The 18,304-nt window shown below is 61.6% G+C and carries 20 protein-coding genes; 9 read left to right on the top strand and 11 right to left on the bottom strand.

The window, feature by feature from the left end:
* Positions 1-117: 117 nt before the first annotated feature.
* The 5 genes from ACRDT3_RS13850 to ACRDT3_RS13830 all read left to right on the top strand — a co-directional run bounded on the left by ACRDT3_RS13850 (position 118) and on the right by ACRDT3_RS13830 (position 4,547).
* Positions 118-960: an HAD-IIA family hydrolase gene (locus ACRDT3_RS13850; protein WP_431493532.1), complete on the top strand. Its 843-nt coding sequence runs from the start codon at positions 118-120 to the stop codon at positions 958-960.
* A gap of 80 nt (positions 961-1,040) precedes the next feature.
* Positions 1,041-1,679, top strand: coding sequence for a TetR family transcriptional regulator (locus ACRDT3_RS13845; RefSeq protein ID WP_431493531.1), 639 nt, complete (start codon positions 1,041-1,043; stop codon positions 1,677-1,679).
* 44 nt (positions 1,680-1,723) lie between these two features.
* Positions 1,724-2,500 (top strand): ABC transporter ATP-binding protein, encoded by a 777-nt coding sequence (locus tag ACRDT3_RS13840; RefSeq protein ID WP_431493530.1) that lies wholly within the window; start codon positions 1,724-1,726, stop codon positions 2,498-2,500.
* Positions 2,497-3,222, top strand: a complete 726-nt coding sequence (locus tag ACRDT3_RS13835; RefSeq protein ID WP_431493529.1) for an ABC transporter permease — start codon at positions 2,497-2,499, stop codon at positions 3,220-3,222. The genes ACRDT3_RS13840 and ACRDT3_RS13835 overlap by 4 nt, the downstream gene beginning before the upstream one ends.
* 206 nt (positions 3,223-3,428) lie before the next feature.
* A complete protein-coding gene (locus tag ACRDT3_RS13830; protein WP_431493528.1) occupies positions 3,429-4,547 on the top strand; it encodes a type I restriction endonuclease in 1,119 nt (372 codons plus the stop codon).
* 92 nt (positions 4,548-4,639) lie between these two features.
* Here the strand turns inward: ACRDT3_RS13830 and ACRDT3_RS13825 are convergent, their stop codons facing one another.
* From ACRDT3_RS13825 to ACRDT3_RS13810, 4 genes are read right to left on the bottom strand one after another with little or no spacing between them, the layout of a single operon-like run.
* Positions 4,640-6,970, bottom strand: coding sequence for a glycoside hydrolase family 3 N-terminal domain-containing protein (locus tag ACRDT3_RS13825; RefSeq protein ID WP_431493527.1), 2,331 nt, complete (start codon positions 6,968-6,970; stop codon positions 4,640-4,642).
* A 47-nt stretch (positions 6,971-7,017) separates the two neighbouring features.
* Positions 7,018-7,905 (bottom strand): carbohydrate ABC transporter permease, encoded by an 888-nt coding sequence (locus ACRDT3_RS13820; protein ID WP_431493526.1) that lies wholly within the window; start codon positions 7,903-7,905, stop codon positions 7,018-7,020.
* A complete protein-coding gene (locus ACRDT3_RS13815; RefSeq protein ID WP_431493525.1) occupies positions 7,902-8,942 on the bottom strand; it encodes a carbohydrate ABC transporter permease in 1,041 nt (346 codons plus the stop codon). Before ACRDT3_RS13815 ends, ACRDT3_RS13820 begins: the two co-directional genes overlap by 4 nt.
* An 8-nt stretch (positions 8,943-8,950) precedes the next feature.
* A complete protein-coding gene (locus tag ACRDT3_RS13810; protein ID WP_431493524.1) occupies positions 8,951-10,249 on the bottom strand; it encodes an extracellular solute-binding protein in 1,299 nt (432 codons plus the stop codon).
* A 216-nt stretch (positions 10,250-10,465) separates the two neighbouring features.
* Between ACRDT3_RS13810 and ACRDT3_RS13805 the strand changes: the two genes are divergently transcribed.
* Positions 10,466-11,536 (top strand): LacI family DNA-binding transcriptional regulator, encoded by a 1,071-nt coding sequence (locus tag ACRDT3_RS13805; protein ID WP_431493523.1) that lies wholly within the window; start codon positions 10,466-10,468, stop codon positions 11,534-11,536.
* 81 nt (positions 11,537-11,617) lie between these two features.
* On the opposite strand, the gene pyrE is transcribed toward ACRDT3_RS13805, so the two are convergent.
* Positions 11,618-12,175 (bottom strand): orotate phosphoribosyltransferase, encoded by a 558-nt coding sequence (gene pyrE / locus ACRDT3_RS13800; RefSeq protein WP_431493522.1) that lies wholly within the window; start codon positions 12,173-12,175, stop codon positions 11,618-11,620.
* Positions 12,176-12,214: 39 nt separating this feature from the next.
* Between pyrE and ACRDT3_RS13795 the strand changes: the two genes are divergently transcribed.
* Positions 12,215-12,652: a MarR family winged helix-turn-helix transcriptional regulator gene (locus ACRDT3_RS13795; protein WP_431493521.1), complete on the top strand. Its 438-nt coding sequence runs from the start codon at positions 12,215-12,217 to the stop codon at positions 12,650-12,652.
* Positions 12,653-12,744: 92 nt separating this feature from the next.
* Positions 12,745-13,569: an ammonia-dependent NAD(+) synthetase gene (gene nadE, locus ACRDT3_RS13790; protein WP_431493520.1), complete on the top strand. Its 825-nt coding sequence runs from the start codon at positions 12,745-12,747 to the stop codon at positions 13,567-13,569.
* Positions 13,570-13,573: 4 nt separating this feature from the next.
* On the opposite strand, the gene ACRDT3_RS13785 is transcribed toward nadE, so the two are convergent.
* From ACRDT3_RS13785 to ACRDT3_RS13770, 4 genes are all read right to left on the bottom strand, one after another.
* Entirely contained in the window at positions 13,574-13,873 is a 300-nt protein-coding gene (locus ACRDT3_RS13785) for a winged helix-turn-helix domain-containing protein (protein ID WP_431493519.1), read from the bottom strand.
* On the bottom strand, positions 13,870-14,310 hold the full coding sequence (locus ACRDT3_RS13780) for a hypothetical protein (protein WP_431493518.1): 441 nt from the start codon (positions 14,308-14,310) through the stop codon (positions 13,870-13,872). Before ACRDT3_RS13780 ends, ACRDT3_RS13785 begins: the two co-directional genes overlap by 4 nt.
* Positions 14,307-14,510 carry a hypothetical protein gene (locus ACRDT3_RS13775; RefSeq protein ID WP_431493517.1) on the bottom strand — a complete coding sequence of 68 codons (204 nt, stop codon included), beginning with the start codon at positions 14,508-14,510 and terminating at the stop codon, positions 14,307-14,309. The genes ACRDT3_RS13780 and ACRDT3_RS13775 overlap by 4 nt, the downstream gene beginning before the upstream one ends.
* A 116-nt stretch (positions 14,511-14,626) precedes the next feature.
* Positions 14,627-15,769 (bottom strand): acyl-CoA dehydrogenase family protein, encoded by a 1,143-nt coding sequence (locus tag ACRDT3_RS13770; RefSeq protein WP_431493516.1) that lies wholly within the window; start codon positions 15,767-15,769, stop codon positions 14,627-14,629.
* A 72-nt stretch (positions 15,770-15,841) separates the two neighbouring features.
* Here ACRDT3_RS13770 and ACRDT3_RS13765 point away from each other — a divergent pair, with 72 nt between their 5' ends.
* The gene (locus tag ACRDT3_RS13765; RefSeq protein ID WP_431493515.1) at positions 15,842-16,345 is read left to right on the top strand and encodes a MarR family winged helix-turn-helix transcriptional regulator; all 504 of its coding nucleotides are present in this window, start codon (positions 15,842-15,844) and stop codon (positions 16,343-16,345) included.
* Here ACRDT3_RS13765 and mmsB read toward each other — a convergent pair.
* Both mmsB and ACRDT3_RS13755 read right to left on the bottom strand, forming a co-directional pair.
* Positions 16,340-17,236 carry a 3-hydroxyisobutyrate dehydrogenase gene (mmsB, locus tag ACRDT3_RS13760; RefSeq protein ID WP_431493514.1) on the bottom strand — a complete coding sequence of 299 codons (897 nt, stop codon included), beginning with the start codon at positions 17,234-17,236 and terminating at the stop codon, positions 16,340-16,342. The genes ACRDT3_RS13765 and mmsB overlap by 6 nt on opposite strands.
* Positions 17,233-18,285, bottom strand: coding sequence for a 3-hydroxyisobutyryl-CoA hydrolase (locus ACRDT3_RS13755; protein ID WP_431493513.1), 1,053 nt, complete (start codon positions 18,283-18,285; stop codon positions 17,233-17,235). The genes mmsB and ACRDT3_RS13755 overlap by 4 nt, the downstream gene beginning before the upstream one ends.
* Positions 18,286-18,304 lie beyond the last annotated feature (19 nt).

Below are 18,304 nucleotides of genomic sequence, written 5' to 3'. Positions count from 1 at the left end.
GTTCGTGCCCTTGTTCACGGCGCATTTGCGTGAGCCTGTGTAATCTCTTAATAGAACGGGATACTTTCAGTGCCGATAGCTCCCACCACATATTTTCCTAGGGAGGATCCACGCCTCGTGACAACATCAATCCGCGGTACGCGAACTGTCCACGACATCAAATGCTGGCTCACGGACATGGACGGGGTATTGGTTCACGAGAACCAGGCCATCAAGGGCGCCGCCGAGATGCTGAGCTACTGGCGCGATAACAACCTGCGCTTCCTGGTCTTGACCAATAACTCCATCTACACCCCGCGCGATTTGCGTGCGCGCTTGCTGGCATCGGGCCTGGACGTCCCGGAGGAGAACATCTGGACCTCCGCGATGGCCACCGCAGAGTTCCTGGCTCGCCAGCGCCCCGGCGGCCGCACCTTCGTTATCGGCGAAGCCGGTATGACCACTGCACTGCATGATGCCGGTTTCATCATGACCGATCAGAACCCTGACTACGTTGTGCTGGGCGAAACCCGAACCTACTCTTTCGAAGCCATCACCAAGGCCATCCGCCTGATCGAAGGCGGGGCGAAGTTCATCGCCACCAACCCGGACGCTACCGGACCCTCCACCGAAGGCATCATGCCGGCCACCGGTGCGATCGCGGCCCTGATCTCGCGTGCGACCAACCGCGAGCCATACGTGGTGGGCAAGCCGAACCCGATGATGTTCCGTTCTGCCCTGAACCGAATCGATGCGCACTCGGAAACCACCGCAATGATCGGCGACCGCATGGACACCGATATCGTTGCGGGCATGGAAGCCGGATTGCTGACCGCATTGGTCTACACCGGCATCACCGCCCGCGAAGACATGGACACCTTCCCGTTCCGCCCAGACCTGCAGTTCCCATCCGTGGCGAATCTGCATGCGGAACTCGCCAAGGGTGCCACTGCACCGGAAGCGCCTGCAGCAAAGAAGTAGCAGTTAGCGGATCCCAGAAAGGCCGGGCTTTTGCCCGGCCTTTCTGCGTTGTTGCAAGGTTCCGGAAGTATGCTGAAATCGTGAGCGAGCAAGTACCGAACGAGGTCCCGAGTGCGCGGAAGCGTGGACGCCCCAAGGGCAGCACCACGGGGACAACTAAAGCGACGATCCTCAAAGCCGCGTCCAAGGAGTTCTCCCATGCCGGATACGAGGCAGCCAGCCTCCGGTCGGTAGCGCGCCGAGCCGGGGTGGATCCAGCACTGGTGCACCACTACTTCAAGGACAAGAACGACCTGTTTGTCCAGACCATGCGCATCCCCGTCAACCCCGGGGAAATCATCGCCGAGGCGGCAACAGCGCCGCTGGAGGAGATGGGCGAAGCGCTGACTCGCGCATTGCTCACTACCTGGCGCAAGCCGGCTTTCCGCACGGCCGCAACGGCAATGGTCCGGGGTTTGATTTCCAGCAGCAGCGCAACGAAAATCCTCCGCCCCTTCCTGCAGAAGGAGATTTTCTCGCGCTTGGGTGCGCGTTTGCCGGAAGAAAGCGCCGAGCCGAGGGTAGCCCTGGTGGCCAGCCAGATTGTTGGGCTCATTGTCGCGCGCTACATCATTGACTTGGAGCCTTTGGCCTCCATGGATGATGAGCAGGTTATTGAGCTGGTAGCTCCCACCATCCAGCGCTACCTCACCGGGGAATTGCCTGCGTTGAACCATTGACATGCTGCTGGCATGGGTCTCTAATTCATTATGTGATGAATAAAATGGCTTGTGTCGATGTGCAGCGGCTCGACGTCAGACGCGGAAGGGCATTGGTCCTGGACCAAGTGGGCTTCCAACTCGCGCCGGGACGGATCATCGGCTTGCTCGGCCCCAGTGGCAGCGGCAAGAGCACCTTGCTGCGCAGCATCGTGGGCAACCAGATAATCAGCAGCGGTACTGTCGCCGTTCTCGGAAAGCCCGCGGGGCACAAGTCCCTGCGCAACCGGGTCGGCTACATGACCCAGGCAGCCAGCGTCTATGACGATTTGAGCGTCAGGCAGAACATCGCCTACTTCGCCAAGATCCTCGGGCAGCCTGCAGCAGAAGTGGATCGGGTCCTTGAAACCACGGACCTGGCGGACCAGGCTGACCGCCTGGCCATGGATCTGTCCGGCGGACAGCGCAATCGGGTGTCCTTGGCCATCGCGCTGCTCGGCTCGCCCGAAATCGTCATCCTGGATGAACCCACGGTGGGTTTGGACCCGGTACTGCGTGCGGATTTGTGGGCGATGTTCTCGCAGTTGGCGGCCACCGGCCTTTGCCTTGTCGTCTCCAGCCATGTCATGGACGAAGCCATGCGTTGCGATGAGATCCTGCTGCTGCGCGAGGGAAAGCTGCTCGGCCAGATGACCCCGGCAGCACTTATGGAATCAACCGGTGCAGACAATCCCGAGAATGCCTTCGTTGCCCTGATCGCGGCAGGCGGCACCGGGCAGCCGCCAAGGGGCGCCGCACCTGCACCGAAGCATCGGGCCGCGGCCGAAGGGAACCAGCCATGAAACGGACGCTCGCCACCGCCGGGCGGGTCCTGGCCCAGGTGCGCCATGACCCGCGGACCATTGCCTTGATGCTCATCGTGCCCAGCCTGCTGATCGGCCTGATCGCATGGATCTTCACCGATACCCCGGCTTTCAGCCGCATTGGGCCGGCCATGATCGCCTTGTTCCCATTCGTGGTCATGTTCCTGGTAACCAGCATCGCAACACTGCGCGAGCGGCGCAGCGGAACCCTTGAGCGCCTGCTGAGCATGCCACTGGCCAAGGGCGAATTCATCTTCGGTTATGCGCTGGCGTTCACCCTGGTTGCGATCCTCCAGACCATGATCGCGGTCAGTTTCGCCATCTGGGTTTGCGGCTTGGAGATCGAAGGCAGTTTCTGGCTGCTGTTTGCGGTGGCCGCCCTCGACGCGTTGCTGGGCATCAGCCTCGGCCTGATGGCCAGCGCCTTCGCGCGCACCGAATTCCAGGTGGTTCAGTTCATGCCCGCGCTGGTCATCCCGCAGTTCCTGCTGGCCGGCATCATCCTGCCCCGCGAGCAGCTGCCCGGCGTGCTGGAGGCCATCGGCGACTGGCTTCCGCTGTCCCACGCCATCGATGCCCTCTCGGATGCCGCGGCGGGAACAGTGGATTCGGCGACGGCAAGCAGCATGCTGGTCATCGTCGCCTGGATCGCCGCCGCCCTGCTGGTCGGTTCCCTGACCCTGCGGCGGCGCACCGCATAGAAACACTCCGACGATTGGATATCCTGACCCAATTCCTATATCAAAAACGCATTCTCGAGATATTCATTGAATCCCAATTTAAGTTCACCCGGTAGAACAGAATCCAGACCAAGCGTTATTGTCGCGTCGGTCTGATAGCATCAAAAATGTAGTACCAGTCACACGGTTGTATCAGACTATTGCAATTTCAAAATTGAGGGGTTGAATTGGGGATCATAGAAGGCATTGAAGATCTTTCCGCCAAATTACGCGCACAGAAAGATTCGATCCAAACTGAAGAAGCAACGAAGAACGCATTCGTTATGCCATTTATTTCGCGTGTTTTGGGATACGACGTATTCAATCCCCTCGAAGTGATTCCGGAATTTACTGCTGACCACGGGATGAAAAAAGGGGAAAAAGTTGACTACGCAATCATGAAAGATGGCGAGGTCCAGATCCTGATCGAGTGCAAACACGTCGGTGACCCGCTCAACGTCAAACATGCCTCGCAGCTCTTTCGGTACTTCTCAGTTACCAACGCGCGAATCGGCGTGTTGACCAATGGCCAGGCCTATCATTTTTTCACGGATCTAGACGCTCCGAATATCATGGACCAAAAGCCGTTCCTCGTGCTTGATCTATTGGACATTGACGAAATTGTCTACCCCGAACTCTCAAAACTTACTAAAGAAACATTCAATCTAGATTCCGTATTGAACTCAGCTGAGGAGCTCAAATATGTCGGAGCGCTCAAGCGCGAAATCGGCAATGAGTTCAAGGAACCTGGAAAGGATTTCGTTCGGTTACTGATGGCAAAGGTAACAGAACGCCGAGCAACCGCGGATAATTTATCACTTTTCACTGAGTTGGTTGGTAAAGCAACTAAGCAATTTTTGAAAGAAAAAGTGCATGAAAGACTTAAAAATGCGCTACGTGACGGCGACACCATAGAACTACCGCTTCCAGGAGGCGAACTAACTTCGGAGCAAGTTCATAAATCGGCTGAAAGCGCAGTCGAAGCGAAAGAAGAATCGGATAAGACCGGCGTAGTTACCACCGAAGAAGAACTCGCGGGATACCAAATTGTCAAGGCAATTGCGTGTAGCGAAGTCAAGCCGAATCGTGTGACCCACCGGGATAGCAAAACTTATTTTGGGATCTTGCTAGACGATAACAATCGACGAACGATCGCCCGGCTCCATTTCAATGCAAAAGCCCAGAAATACATCGGCCTTCTTGACGAAGAAAAGAAGGAGATCCGGCATCCGATTGACGAGTTGGAAGATATCTACCTCTTCGCGGACGAAATTCGGGCATGCGTTGCACGGTTAAACGGCAACTAGTTCACTAGCGTGCAGCCGCTGCGCCACCCTAGTAGGGGCGCAGCGGCACATACGTTCTCTAAGCTGCACTGCGGCGGCGCACCGCCTAGCGGCTACGCGATGTCCACCGGGGTGTCCATCACGCGGCCCTCGGCCACTTCGCGCACCTTGCCGGTGATCCGGAAGTCGGCTTGCGCCGCGAGATCCTCGCTGCTCGATCCCACCAGCGCGGTGAACTTGCCCGGTTCCACAATGCGCTTTCCGGACAGCCCGGTGAACGAGGTGCGGTCGGCATGAAGCGTGAAGGTGACCCGCTTCGACTCCCCCGCCTCGAGCTGCACCTTGGCGAAGCCGGCAAGCCAGCGGCGCGGGCGCACCACCTGCGACACCGCATCAGCAAGGTACAACTGCACCACTTCAGCTCCGGAGCGCGCTCCGGTATTGGTTGCGGTGGCGCTGATCCGGAGGGTTCCGTCGGTAGCAATACCAGTTTCCGACAGCTCCAACCCGGAGATTTCGAAGCTGGTGTAGGAGCTGCCGTAGCCGAAGGGGTACAGCGGACGGGGATCGAGGTTGGTTACGCCTTCGGCATGCCACGCCAGCTTGGAGGCCAGGTAGGTGCCCGGCTGCCCGCCGACATGGTCGGGGATCTGCACCGGCAGCTTGCCCGAGGGGTTGACTTTGCCGGTCAGCACGCTGGCCAGCGCCGGCCCGCCTTCCACACCCGGCATGAAGCACTGGATGATGGCCGCGGTGCGACCCGCGAACTGCCCCAGCGAGTACGGGCGCCCGGTGACCAGGACCAGCACCGTCGGGGTGCCGGTCGCCAGCACGGCTTCCACCAGATCCGCCTGCCGCCCGGGCAGGCGCAGGTCGACAACGTCGCAGCCTTCTCCCGAGGTGCCACGGCCGAAGAGGCCGGCGAGGTCGCCGACGGTAACCACCGCGACTTCGGCGCTGCGGGCCGCTTCGACGGCCTGGGCGATGCCTGAATCATCCAGATCGGTGAAGTCCACGCCGCGGGCATACTCGATCTGCGATCCGGCGAGCGCAGGAGCCTGCTGCAAGGCTTCGAGGATCGAGGCCATCGGCACGCCGTAGTCCTGCTGCTCGGCAAAGCGCGAGTAGACGTGGTTGGTGAAGGAGTAGCAACCCAGGTGGGTGCGCGGCTGGGAGGCGCTGGGGCCAATGACCGCCAAACGTGCCGGGTTCTCCAAGGGGAGAATCTGCTCATTGCGCAGCAGGATGATGGATTCCTCGGCCATTTTCCGGGCATGGGCACGGTTATCCGCCGAGTCCAGTTCCACGTCATCGCCCAGCCAGGCCTTGCGCGGGTTCCAGCCTGGATCCAGCAGGCCCATCTGCAGCTTCTGGGCCAGCACGCGGCGTACCGCGGTGTCCAGGACTTCCTGCTCCAGTTCTCCGGCGCGGACGGCCTGGGCCAGGTTGGCGAAGGCGGTGGTCTCCGGAAGCTCAACGTCCATGCCGGCTTCCAGGGACAGCCGGCCCGCCGCGTTCTCGTCTTCTGCGACTTCGTGCATGCTGTGCAGGAAGCTGACGGACCAGTAGTCGGCCACGACGGTTCCCGCGAAGCCCCAGCGGCCACGCAGCACTTCGGTGAGCAATCGGTGGCTGCCCGCTGGCGCTTCGCCATCCACGTCCGCATAGGAGTTCATCACGGACTTCACTTCACCCTCGCGAACTGCGCGTTCGAACGGAGGGAAGACGGTATCTTCCAGGGCGCGCGGGCCCATGGAGACCGGCGCGTGGTTGCGTCCGGCTTGCGAGGCCGCGTAGCCGGCGAAGTGCTTCAAGGTGGCGTGCACCCCTGAGTCCTGCAGGCCGCGCACGTAGGCTACGGCCAGCTCTCCAACCAGGTGGGGGTCTTCGCCCATGGTCTCTTCCACCCGGCCCCAGCGGTAGTCCCGGGTGACGTCCAAGACCGGGGACAGGCCCTGGTGCACGCCCATCTTCAGCATGTCGGCACCGATGCGCTGGGCCATGCCGCCAATGAGTTCCGGGTTGAAGGTGGCGCCCCAGGCAATGGAAGCCGGGTAGCAGGTCGCGCCCAGGGTGGTGAAGCCGGTCAGGCACTCCTCGTGGGCGATGGCCGGAATGCCCAGGCGGTTCGCGGCAATGACCTGTTCTTGCAGCTCGACCAGGCGTTCGCGGCCTTCGGCGGGGGCCAGCGGGATGGTGCCGAAGGCGCGGGTGATATGCCCCAAGCCGTCCTTGATGGCGGTTTCGAAGCTGGGGCCTGCGGTGAAGGTATCGGCCATCGGCGCGACATTGCCTTCGCCGTGCTGGTTTTCTTCCTCCGGGCGAATCCAGAACGAGCCCAGCTGCCCGGCCTTCTCTTCCAGGGTCATTTCATCCATGAGCGCGGCGACGCGCTGTTCAGCAGGAAGGGAGATGTCGTGCCAGGTTTGCTCGACGGTTTTCATGGCAGTTCCTTGTCTTCAAAGATTTCGATTGCTTGAGGCGGGCCCGATCAGCCCTTGACTGCGCCCTGCAGCCCATTGACGATGCGCTTCTGCATGGCCAGGAAGAAGATCAGTGCCGGGATCATGGCCAGCGCGGTGAACGCGAAGACACCGGCGGTATCCGCCGAGTGCTCGCTCGAGTAGTCGGCGACGCCCAGTGGCAAGGTGCGCATATCCCCTTGCAGCAGCAACAGCGGCAGCAGGTAGGCGTTCCACGAGCCGACGAAGGCCAGCACGCCGACGGTGACCATGCCCGGCCCGGACAGCGGCAGCAGGATTCTCCAGAAGAAGCCGATGCGGCTTGCGCCATCGAGCTGGGCGGCCTCTTCCAATTCCTGGGGCAGCGCCATCAGGAAGGGGCGCAGGATGACCACGGTCATTGGCAGCGCAAAGGCTGCCTGCGGCAGGGCCACGCCCCACCAGGTGTTGCCCATGTCCAGATCGCGGGTAATCAGGATGAACAGCGGAACAATCGCCACGGTGGCGGGGAACAGCAAGCCGAGCACGAAGACCATGAAAATCGGTTCGCGCAGGCGGAACTTGTAGCGGGCCAGCGGGTAGGCCGCCATGATGCCGAAGACCACCACGACGACGGTGGTGATCACCGCGATCATCGTGGAGTTCAGCGCGTACTGCCAGAAATCCGGGTTCTTCAGCACGACCGCGTAGTTCTCCAGCACCCACGGCTCGGGAAGGCCTGCCGGATTCCCGGCCAGCTGCGCGTTGGTGCGGAAGCCGCCAAGCACCCCGTAGAGCACCGGGCCCAGGGTGATCGCTACGACCGCCAGGGCGATGGCGTAGACCAGGACGTTTCCGCCCTGCCGGCCATTGCGCTTCTTGGCGCGACGGGCCTGGGCAGGGGTGTGCTGCGGGCGGGTGCCCAAGGTGGCGCTCATGCTTTGGCCTTCTTCCGCTTCGTGCGCTCGTCATCCGGCTGCGAATCCCGCTTGAGGATGAACTGCTGGTAGGAGATGGCCAGAACCAGTGCGACGATGAACAAGATGACCGAGGCGGCCGCGGCGATCCCGAAGTTCTGGCGCTTGGTTCCTTCCGAAACCAGGAAGCTGGCCATCGTGGTCGTGGCGTTGGCCGGTCCGCCGCCGGTGAGGATCCAGACCATGTCGAAGAGCTGGAGCGAGCCGATCATGGACAGGAATCCCCAGGTGCGCAGGGTGGGGCCCAGCAGCGGGATGGTGATCTTGCGCTGGATCTGCCACCAGGACGCACCGTCGATCTCTGCCGCCTCGTAGAGCTCGGAAGGCACGCCCTGCAAACCGGCGAGGAACAAGATCACCGCCAGGCCCAGGTACTTCCAGGTCAGTACGCCCAGCACGGTCCACAAGGCGAGTTCCGGAGTACCCAGCCAGCCCTGGGCCGGCCCCTGGATCCCCAGCTTGGACATGATGGTGTCGATGACCCCGTACTGCGGCTGCAGCAGCTGGAACCAGACCACCCCGGCAATGACTTCGGAAAGCACGTAGGGCACGAAGATGATGGTGCGCAGCAGGGACTGGATCTTCATCTTCCGGTTCAGCAGCAGGGCGATGCCCAGGCCGATCGGGAGCTGCAGGGCGATGGAGCCGCCGATGATGACCAGGTTATGGACCAGGGCGTCGGTGAACACCTCGTTGCCCAGCACCCGGACGTAATTCTTGAAGCCCACGAAGTCCACCAGCGGGCCGAAGCCCTTCCAGTTGTACACCGAGAAGCGCACTGCCTGGATGATGGGGACCAGCATGAAGACCGCGATCAGCAGCAATGCCGGGCTGACGAAGAACAGGATCTCCAGATTCTTGCGCCGCTCTGCTGGCCTGCGTGCGCGCTTGGCGCCTCCTGGAGGCGGCAGCGCGCTTGCCTTGGAACGCTCCTTTTCGGCAAGCTCGGTGCCGCCGCTAGCTGATGAGCTGGCGGCATAGGTTACTTCTTGGGCCACGGCGAGGATCACTTCTCCAGGTCAGCGGCATCTTGGCTGGCGTCGACGATCTTCTGCGCGTCGGACTTGCCGGCGAAGAGCAGGGCAATTTCATCGTTCATGGCGCCGCCAATGGATGCGCCGAACGAGGTGTCGAAGTACAGCTGGAAGTACGGTGCCTTGTCGCGCACGTCCATCAGCGAGGCCAGTGCCGGATCCGAGATTGCATCCTTGGCTGCCGGGTTGGTCGGCAGGCCCATGTCCAGTTCGGCGAAACCGCGCTGGACCTCGTCGGAGAGCATGTGCTTCACGAAGTCCACCGCCGCATCCGGGGCGCCTTCGGAAACGGCCCAGGCATCGCCTCCGCCCAGCTGCGCGGCCGGGTCGCCCTGGCCGCCTTCAATGGCGGGGAAAGGGAACCACCCGGTGTCATCGCCCATGCCAGCACCATCCTCAGTCAGGCCCTGCATGACTCCTGGCTCCCAGTGGCCAGCCAGTTCCATGGCTACCTTTCCGGTGGCCAGCAGGCCCGAAGCGGAGGTCGGTCCGGACTGCGCCGGGGTGGAGAGGAAGCCCGGGTTGAATGGCTCGGCCTTGATCAGCTGGTCCACATCTTCCCCGGCCTTGGTGAAGCACTGGTCGCTGAAATCGAGATTGGCGACCGAGTCTGCCAGGGTCTGCTGGGAGCATTCGCGCACGGCCGCGTAGTACCAGTAGTGGGCAGCTGGCCACTTGTCGCCCGCCCCGATGGAAATCGGGTCGATACCGGCCTTCTTCAGCTTCCCGGTGGCCTCGATCAGTTCATCGAAGGTCTGCGGGGCCGAGTCGATGCCCGCTTCCTTGAACAGCGCCTTGTTGTACCAGAACCCGGCCCCGCCCAGCGAGAACGGCAATGCGTAGGTCTTGCCATCGAGCTGCCAGCCGCCGGCGCTCTCGCCGAGGAAGGCGATTTCCTCGGAGGCCGCCTCGGTCAGGTCCTTGGTCAGTCCCGCGGCCACGTGGGCCGCGAGCTCCCCGCCGCCACGTTCCATGTAGACATCCGGGGCATCGCCGCTCTGGAAGGCTGCATCGAGCTTGGTGAGCATGTCCTCGTGCTGCATTGCGCTGACTTCGACGTCCACCCCTTCATGGGCGGCTTCGAAGTCGGCTGCTACCTGTTCGTAGTATGCCTTGCCGTCGCCATTGTTGGAGTTGTGCCACCAGGTGATGGTGGTGGTTCCGTCTGCCGATTTCCCTTCCTGGCCTACGCCGGAGGCGCAGCCAGTGGCCAGCAGGGCAGTCGTGGCGGCCAGCGCCAGAATCTGCGCACCTCGGATCTTGGGTAACATGCTCGTGCTCCTCAGCTGTGATGATGGCCTGCCGGCATCGGACGGCAGGCGATTGGCTCCACCAAGAATTGCACCGTGACGCAGGTCATGTCAATCGTTTTCGATAACGTTTTCGAAATCCATTGCGAAAACGTTATCAATCTGCCCTCGATTGCTTGCCGTTTCCCCGCGAAGTCCCGGGTTCCGGGGAAATTTTGCGCTACTGTTAGTCAGGTGATGACCCCTCAGACCGGAAACCCCGAGCTCGCCAGTGCCCAGCGGGAGCAGATCCCTGGCGAGCCCTCCAGCGCACGCGTGACCATCAACGATGTCGCGCGCACCGCGCAGGTTTCCGTCTCAACCGTGTCCAAGGTCGTCAATGGCCGCTACGGGGTCGCCCCGGCCACCATCGCCAAGGTCCACCAGGTCATCAGCGATCTGGGCTACGAGACCTCGCTGGTCGCTTCCTCGCTGCGCAGCACCCGCACCAATATCATCGGCATTCTGGTAGCGGAGTTCGAGCCCTTCTCGCTGGGCCTGCTCAACGGCATCTCCGCGACCCTGCGCGGAACGCAATACGATCTGATGGCCTACGCGGGCAACCTTTCCCCCGAAGGGCATGCCGGCTGGGAGCGGCGCTCCCTGTCCCGCTTGGGCGGAACGCTGATCGACGGGGCCATCATCGTCACCCCCACCGTAGAAGTCCCGCACAGCTCGGTGCCGGTCGTTGCCATCGACCCGCACGCCGGGCCCGAAATGCCGATTGCCATCGACGTGGACAACCGCGCCGGGGCCTACACCGCCACCAAGCACCTGCTTGATCTCGGCCATCGCCGGATCGGGCATATCCGCGGACGCGGGGACCTGGCATCCGCGCACCTGCGCGAGCAGGGCTACCGCCGGGCGCTGGAAGAGGCCGGCGTGGAATTCGACGAGCGGCTGACGCACGATGGCGATTACCAGCATGACGCCGCAGTGCAGGCCGCCAATGACCTGCTCGACCTGCCCGAACCACCCACCGCGATCTTCGCGGCCAACGACCTTTCGGCCCTGGCCGCCTTGCAGGTGGCCGGCGAGCGCGGGCTAGCGGTTCCCGGCGATCTTTCGATCATCGGCTTCGATGACATCCCCGCCGCGGCGCAGTCCACTCCCCCGCTGAGCACCGTGCGCCAGCCGCTGCATGAGATGGGCGCCCAGGCGGTGAATATGCTGCTGGGCCTGCTTGCGGGCGAGAACGTTCAATCCCCGGGACACCTGCCAGCGGTGCTCGTTGTGCGCAAGACCACCGGCCCCGCGCGCAGCAGCTAGGCGGGCAAAGCAAAGCACCTCGCCGCGCACCGGGAATTTTCCGGCGGGCAACGAGGTGCTGTTCAGGGAATCTCTTGCTGGCTACAGCCCCAGCTCGTTCTTGCCGTAGGCGAACAGGTACGGAACACCGGCTTCTTCTTCGATGCGTTCCTTGGCCCCGGTGTCGCGGTCAACGATCACGGCCACGGCAATCACGTTGCCGCCGGCCTTGCGCACGCCTTCGACAGCGGTCAGCGCCGAACCGCCGGTGGTGGAGGTATCTTCGAGCACGATGACATCGCGGCCTTCGACGCTCGGCCCCTCGACCTGGCGGCCCATGCCGTAGGACTTCTGCGCCTTGCGGACCACGAATGCATCGATGGCGCGCTGCTTGGCACGTGCGGTGTGCATGATGGCGGTGCCTACCGGGTCAGCGCCCATGGTCAGGCCGCCAACATTGGTGAATTCCAGCTTGGCTTCGTCCAGCAGGTCAAGCATGACTTCGCCAACCAAGCCCGATGCTTCCTGATGCAGGGTTACACGGCGCAGATCGATGTAGTAATCAGCTTCCTTGCCCGAGGACAAGGTGACCTTGCCGCGCACAATGGCTAGTTCTTGGATCAGTTCTTTTAGTCGCTCACGGGCGCTGGTTTCGCTCATACCCTCGATTCTAGTCGGCATCATGGCTAGGCTGATTCCATGAACGCAAAACGCCCCTTGGGTTACTGGCTGAAATTGGTGGATTCGCTGATTGACGAGCAGTTTGCAGCGACTCTGGAAGAACACGGTGTGACACGCAGGCAATGGCAGGTGCTTAACCTGCTGGAGCAGCAACCTGCCACCGAGGCGCAACTGGACGCCGGGCTTTCCCCGTTCTTCGCCTCCCCGGATGAACCGCAATCATTGAGAGAGCACCTTGCCGAGTTGATCGAATCCGGTTGGGTTACGGCAATCAACGGCGAGTATTCCATCACTGATCGGGGCCACACCTCGTTGCTCAAGCTCAGTGAGCTCGTGGAAAAGATCCGCACTCAGTTCGGACAGGATCTGGACGGTTCCGAATATGACGCCGTGGTCGAAACCCTGGAGAAGATCGCCCGTAATCTCGGCTGGGATCCAGACCAGGTTTCCGAATAGTCCCTCCGGGATTTATTGAGAACAGATTAACTTTCGCTGCCAGCCTGTGCAGCGGTACCGCACGGCGATGGCTCATGCCTAGGATTAGAAGCATGCGTGAACTGCAAGCAAAGATCATTGAAGAGCTGGGCGTGCGCCCGGAAATCGACGCGGCCGACGAGATTCGCCGTCGTATCGATTTCCTCAAGGACTATCTGGCAGCTACCGGGGCCAGGGGTTTCGTGCTGGGCATTTCCGGCGGTATCGATTCAACGCTGGCTGGCCGCTTGGCCCAGCTGGCCGTTCAAGAGGTGCGCGAAGCAGGCGGCGAGGCCCGATTCGTATCGGTGCGCCTGCCACATGGCGTGCAGACGGATGCAGCCGATGCGGAAGCGGCCATGGATTTCGTGGCTGCCGATGAGCAGTTCGAGGTGAACATTCAAAAGCCTGTCGCCGCCTTCGATGAAGCTCTGGCCGATGCGGGCCACCTGGCGCTGAGCGATTTCAACCGTGGCAACCTCAAGGCCCGCACCCGGATGATCATGCAGTATGCCATGGCTGGCGACCGCGGGATGCTGGTCTTGGGCACCGATCACGCGGCCGAATCGATCACCGGCTTCTTCACCAAGTTCGGCGATGGCGGAGCGGACCTCCTGCCCCTGGCCGGGCTGAATAAGCGCCAGAACCAGGCACTGCTGCGCGAGCTGCAGGCTCCTGAGCTGCTGTGGGCCAAGGAGCCTACGGCGGATCTGCTGGACGGCCAGCCGCTGCGTGCAGATGAAGAGGAGCTCGGCCTGACCTATCCGCAGATTGACGATTACCTCGAAGGCCACGAGATTGAGCCTTCGGCGGCCGAAGCCATTGAGCGGCGCTTCTTGGGATCACGGCATAAGCGCACCGTACCGGCCACCTACTGGGACAAATGGTGGCGCGCCTGAGGAATTACCCCAGGCCGGTGATTTCCTTCAGCGCCTGAACATGTTGCGCAAAGGCCTCCTGCCCGGCCGAAGTCAGCTTCGCCCAGGTACGAGGCCTTTTGCCCACATACCCCTTCTTGATCTGCACGTACCCGCCGGCCTCCAGCGCACTCAAGTGCCTCGACAGCACAGAATCCGAAATGCCGATGGCTTCTTTCAAGGATTTGAAGTCAGCTTCATCCACGGCTTGCAAGGAACCCATCAGCGAAAGCCGCACCGGGTTGGAGAAGTCGTCGTTGAGCCGTTCGCGAGCGTGGGCACTCACTTGCGCACCATCGCAATTCCGGTCAGCGCCAAAGGCGCAGCAACGATAATCCAGATCAACGCGATGGCGCCCCAGCCCATGGGCCCCGCTCCGAGCAATGCAACTGCCACCGCATAAAGCACCATGCTGGCGATGAACCCCCGAAGGTACATCTTGGAATGCCCGCGCGGCAGCGAGCGGTAGAGCTTCCCGTAGGCCAAGGATATTGCTACAACGGCTACGCAGAACAATGCCATGATGACAATGAAGCCGATGAAATTCACATCGGGACGATAAACCTGCAGCAGTGCGGCCAGAGCGCCCATGAGCACTCCCAAGATGATGCAATAGGTGCCCAGCAATTTGGCTCCGTACCCGGCGGCACGCTGCATTCCCTGCTGCGCCAGCCCCAGGGCGGCGAGTTGCTCTTCGGGGCTCATTTTCTTGCCGGAGTTCATTTGCTGGCCGCCTTTCGAGCCTTCTGCTGACGCTGCGCGTGGATGGACGTCATGGTCATGCAAATTGCCATGAAGAAGCCCATGCCGATGAAGATCAGGGAGTTGTTGCCCGTGGCATAGGCGGCCAGGGCCATTGCCGCGAAGGCCAGACCTGCCGCGACGGTGATGATGGTGTACCAGGTGCTGAATGGCATCTTCATTGTCCTGCTCCTTTGACTTTGGCCTTCCGGGTTCCTCAACCATAACAAGTACTTTCCACATTGGAAAGTACTTGTTATGGATTACTTTGGAAAATTCCGGAAGACGCAAGTCCCGGCTACACGAAGGCACTCACTCCGGTCAGGGCACGTCCCACAATCAGCGAATTGATTTCATAGGTGCCTTCATAGGTATGGAGAATTTCAACATCGCAGAAGACCTTGGCCATTTCGAAATCGCTCACGACGCCATTGCCGCCAAGCATCGCTCGGCCCAGGGCGGCCGAGTCCCGCGCCAGGCGCGTGGCAGTCGACTTCGCCATTGCCGCATCCACCATTTGCAATTCCGCGCACTCTTGCTTGCGGGCAATGTCGCACATCATGGAAAGGCAGGCGCTCAGATTGCCTGCAATTTCGGCCAGGGGCTGTTGAATCAACTGGAATGCGGCCAGTGGCTGCCCGAACTGCTGGCGCTGTGCGACGTAGTCCCTGCAGATGTCGAGCGTTGCCATCATCGCTCCTACAGCCTGCCACCCCACCCAAGCGCGAGATTGCATCAATAACTGGTTTGCGGCAGCGAAGCTGGTCACCCCTGGAAGCTTATTCGCAACGGGAATCCGCACATTGTCCAGCTGGATATCCGCGTTTTGCATGATCCGCAGCCCGATCTTGTTTTCGATCTTGGAGGTGCTGTATCCAGGGCGATTCGCTTCAACGAGATAGGCCCCGACCTGCGAAGTTTCTTCGTTCTTGGCCCAGACCAGCGCGAAATCGCTGAAGGTGCCCATGCCTATCCAGCGCTTGGCGCCGTTGAGAACGTACTCGTTACCGTCGCGCCGCGCGGTGCTCCGTATGCCGCCGGCGATATCCGATCCATGTTCCGGTTCGGTCAGCGCAAATGCGCCGTAGGCTTCAAAGCCGGCGAGCTTGCCCAGCCACTGCGCGCGCTGCTCTTCTGACCCCAATTCGCGGATCATCCCGAGCACTAGTTCGTTATGGATGCCGACCACGGACGAGGTTGAAATATCGGCGCGGGCGAGTTCTGCATGAATCAGTCCCCGCAGCAGATGCGAGCTGTCCCCTAGCTGCAATCCGCCCAGTCCGAGTTTGGCCAGTTTTCCGATCATCTCGGTTGGAAATTCTTCGCGGTTCCAATAGCCAACGGACTGCTTGCGCACCTCATGCTGCGCTACCTGCCTGATTTCAAGCAGTCGCTGCCGTTCGGTTTCACTCAGTTGTCCGGCCACATTCAAGAGGTCCATCCGGGGATTCCTTCCAAACCATAGGAAGTCCAAGTATATTGTTGGACTAAGTCTTCTTTTGGGGGTATGCAAATGACTTCTCCGCTCTCACGCGATCCAATCGCGCAAGCCAGGGAACAGTGGATTTCCCATGGGTGGTCAGCCGAGGCCGACTCCATGGCCGCAATTACCGCGGTGATGCGCACGGCATCGATTTACCTGCAGCGAGCCGATGCCATCCTCAAGCCGCACGGACTGACCTTTGCGCGATTTGAAGTACTCGCCTTGCTCGGCTTCTCGAAGCGTGGTTCCCTGCCCATGAGCCAGGCCAGCCAGCTCTTGCAGGTGCACGCCACCAGCCTGACCAACTCGGTAGACCGGCTGGAAGCCACCGGTTTGGTGCGGCGCATCCCGCACCCAACCGACGGCCGCACCCGCCTTCTGGAGCTCACGGCCGCAGGCCAGCAAGTGCTGCCTGCGGCCCGCGACGACCTGAACGAAAAGCTCTTTGCCCAGAGCAATCTTTCCGGCACCGACGCAACCGAAATTTTCGAAATCCTGGCCCGCTTCCGCAAGGCCTCTGGGGACTTCCTATAGCGATCCATCGCGGATCGCGTTGATGATCCCGGAGAAGTCGGTCCCTGCATTGCCTTCATTGCTGAACTTGCGGTACAGCGCGGCGGCCAATGAACCGAGCTGGGCATCGGTGCTCGTATCTTCCAATGCGCTAGCGGCCAGGCCGAGGTCCTTGGCCATCAACGCGGCGGCAAATCCTGGCTGGTAATCGCGATTGGCAGGCGAAGCTGGCACAGGTCCGGGCACCGGGCAATTGGTGGTGACCGACCAGCATTGTCCCGAGGCCGAGGAAATGACATCATATAGAGCCTGGTGCTCCAAGCCCAGCCGTTCTCCGAGCACGAAGGCCTCGGCAGCGCCAATCATCGAGATGCCCAGCAACATGTTGTTGCAGACCTTGGCGGCCTGGCCGGCACCGTATCCGCCGCAGTGCACGATTCGCTTGCCCATATGCTCAAGCAGCGGGGTGATCTCTCCAAGATCTTCGGCCTGCGCACCGAGCATGAAGGTCAAAGTCCCCGCTTCTGCCCCGACCACGCCTCCGGACACCGGGGCGTCGGCGCTCCGATGCCCCGCGTCGACCGCGAGCTGCGCCGCTTCACGGGCCTGGGCCACGTCGATGGTGGAGCACTCCAGGAACAGCGTATTGGGCTTGGCGCTATCGAGCAGGTATCCACGGTAGGCATCGAGCACGTGCTTGCCCGAAGGGAACATGGTGATCACGATATCCACGTCGGCGGCCGCCTCGGCGCCGGTAGCCACGGTGTCGATGCCTGCTTCTTGGGCGGCCTGCACCGCGGCAGGAACCACGTCGAAGCCCCTGATCCGGTAGCCGGCCTTGTGCAGGTTGATGGCCATGGGCAGTCCCATATGGCCCATGCCCAGGAATCCGATGACTGGTTTTGCGCTCATGAGTGGCTCTTTTCCTCTAGATCTTCACCGAGCAGTGCGAAAGTTAGTTCTGCCCCGGGCAGGGGCGCCAGGTGCCGTTGCGTGCGTTGCCCAGGGCTTTGCCCTGGGACTACTTCCGACCATTGCGGATTGCGGTCCTTGTCGATGACTGCGGCGCGAATGCCTTCGGCGAAATCGGGGTCATCAAGCCGGTGAACGGCAGCCCGATACTCTCGCTGCAGGTCGGATCTCAAATCAGCTCCAGCCAGGCGTATCAGTTCCTCGACCAGGCGCACCGAGCTTGGGCATGCGGCGCCCAATGCCTCCAGCGCCCCTTGGGCTTGCGGGCAGTCGCATTGCTCCAGGGCACGCATGACCGCTGGGGTGCTTGCCTCGCCAAAGGCCTGCACCCATTCTTCTTGCAGGAATCCAGGCTCCGGAATCTCGGCATAGTTGGCCAGCACCGCCACAACAGGCCGGGTTTCAAGGTCAGCGAGCAAGTCCGGGATCCGGGCTCGCGGCACGTAGGAGTCGGCCAGACCCAAAGCGATTGTGTCGGCTGCGCCAAATTTCATTCCAGTCAATGCCGCCAATCGTCCGGCGGCATGCGGCGCACGCGCCAGCAAATGCGTTCCGCCCACGTCCGGGAAGAATCCGATACCGACTTCCGGCATGCCGCAACGGCTGGTTTCGGTAACAATACGATGGCTGCCATGCGCCGATATGCCGATGCCGCCGCCAAGGACGATTCCGTCCATGAGCGCAATGTACGGCTTAGGGTACTCGTCGATCAGGACGTTGAGCTGATATTCGATGCGCCAGAATTCCGCCGAAGCACCGCTGCGGTCCACGATATCCCGGTAGATCGCTACGATATCCCCGCCTGCGCACAGGCCGCGCTCTCCTGCGCCCATAACCACAACCTGGGCAATATCCGGGTCATCGCGCCACTCCAGTAGTGCGTCGAGGAATTCCCGGCACATGTCCGCGTTCAGGGCATTCAGGGCCTTCGGCCGGTTCAGCGCAATGAGTCCCAGGTGCCCACGGCGTTCGGTCAGAATCTCAGGCAACAGACTCTCCTTTGAGTGA

This window comes from Glutamicibacter sp. (assembly GCF_050701915.1).
Lineage (GTDB): Bacteria > Actinomycetota > Actinomycetes > Actinomycetales > Micrococcaceae > Glutamicibacter.
This window is presented reverse-complemented; position numbering and strand designations above follow the sequence as displayed.

Excerpts from the sequence above, each read along its gene's own strand:
- ACRDT3_RS13840 (WP_431493530.1), top strand. The coding sequence starts at position 1,724 with ATGGCTTGTGTCGATGTGCAGCGGCTCGACGTCAGACGCGGAAGGGCA.
- ACRDT3_RS13835 (WP_431493529.1), top strand. The coding sequence starts at position 2,497 with ATGAAACGGACGCTCGCCACCGCCGGGCGGGTCCTGGCCCAGGTGCGC.
- ACRDT3_RS13825 (WP_431493527.1), bottom strand. The coding sequence starts at position 6,970 with ATGAAAACCGTCGAGCAAACCTGGCACGACATCTCCCTTCCTGCTGAA.
- ACRDT3_RS13820 (WP_431493526.1), bottom strand. The coding sequence starts at position 7,905 with ATGAGCGCCACCTTGGGCACCCGCCCGCAGCACACCCCTGCCCAGGCC.
- ACRDT3_RS13810 (WP_431493524.1), bottom strand. The coding sequence starts at position 10,249 with ATGTTACCCAAGATCCGAGGTGCGCAGATTCTGGCGCTGGCCGCCACG.
- ACRDT3_RS13805 (WP_431493523.1), top strand. The coding sequence starts at position 10,466 with ATGACCCCTCAGACCGGAAACCCCGAGCTCGCCAGTGCCCAGCGGGAG.
- pyrE (WP_431493522.1), bottom strand. The coding sequence starts at position 12,175 with ATGAGCGAAACCAGCGCCCGTGAGCGACTAAAAGAACTGATCCAAGAA.
- ACRDT3_RS13795 (WP_431493521.1), top strand. The coding sequence starts at position 12,215 with ATGAACGCAAAACGCCCCTTGGGTTACTGGCTGAAATTGGTGGATTCG.
- nadE (WP_431493520.1), top strand. The coding sequence starts at position 12,745 with ATGCGTGAACTGCAAGCAAAGATCATTGAAGAGCTGGGCGTGCGCCCG.
- ACRDT3_RS13780 (WP_431493518.1), bottom strand. The coding sequence starts at position 14,310 with ATGAACTCCGGCAAGAAAATGAGCCCCGAAGAGCAACTCGCCGCCCTG.
- ACRDT3_RS13775 (WP_431493517.1), bottom strand. The coding sequence starts at position 14,510 with ATGAAGATGCCATTCAGCACCTGGTACACCATCATCACCGTCGCGGCA.
- ACRDT3_RS13770 (WP_431493516.1), bottom strand. The coding sequence starts at position 15,769 with ATGGACCTCTTGAATGTGGCCGGACAACTGAGTGAAACCGAACGGCAG.
- ACRDT3_RS13765 (WP_431493515.1), top strand. The coding sequence starts at position 15,842 with ATGACTTCTCCGCTCTCACGCGATCCAATCGCGCAAGCCAGGGAACAG.
- mmsB (WP_431493514.1), bottom strand. The coding sequence starts at position 17,236 with ATGAGCGCAAAACCAGTCATCGGATTCCTGGGCATGGGCCATATGGGA.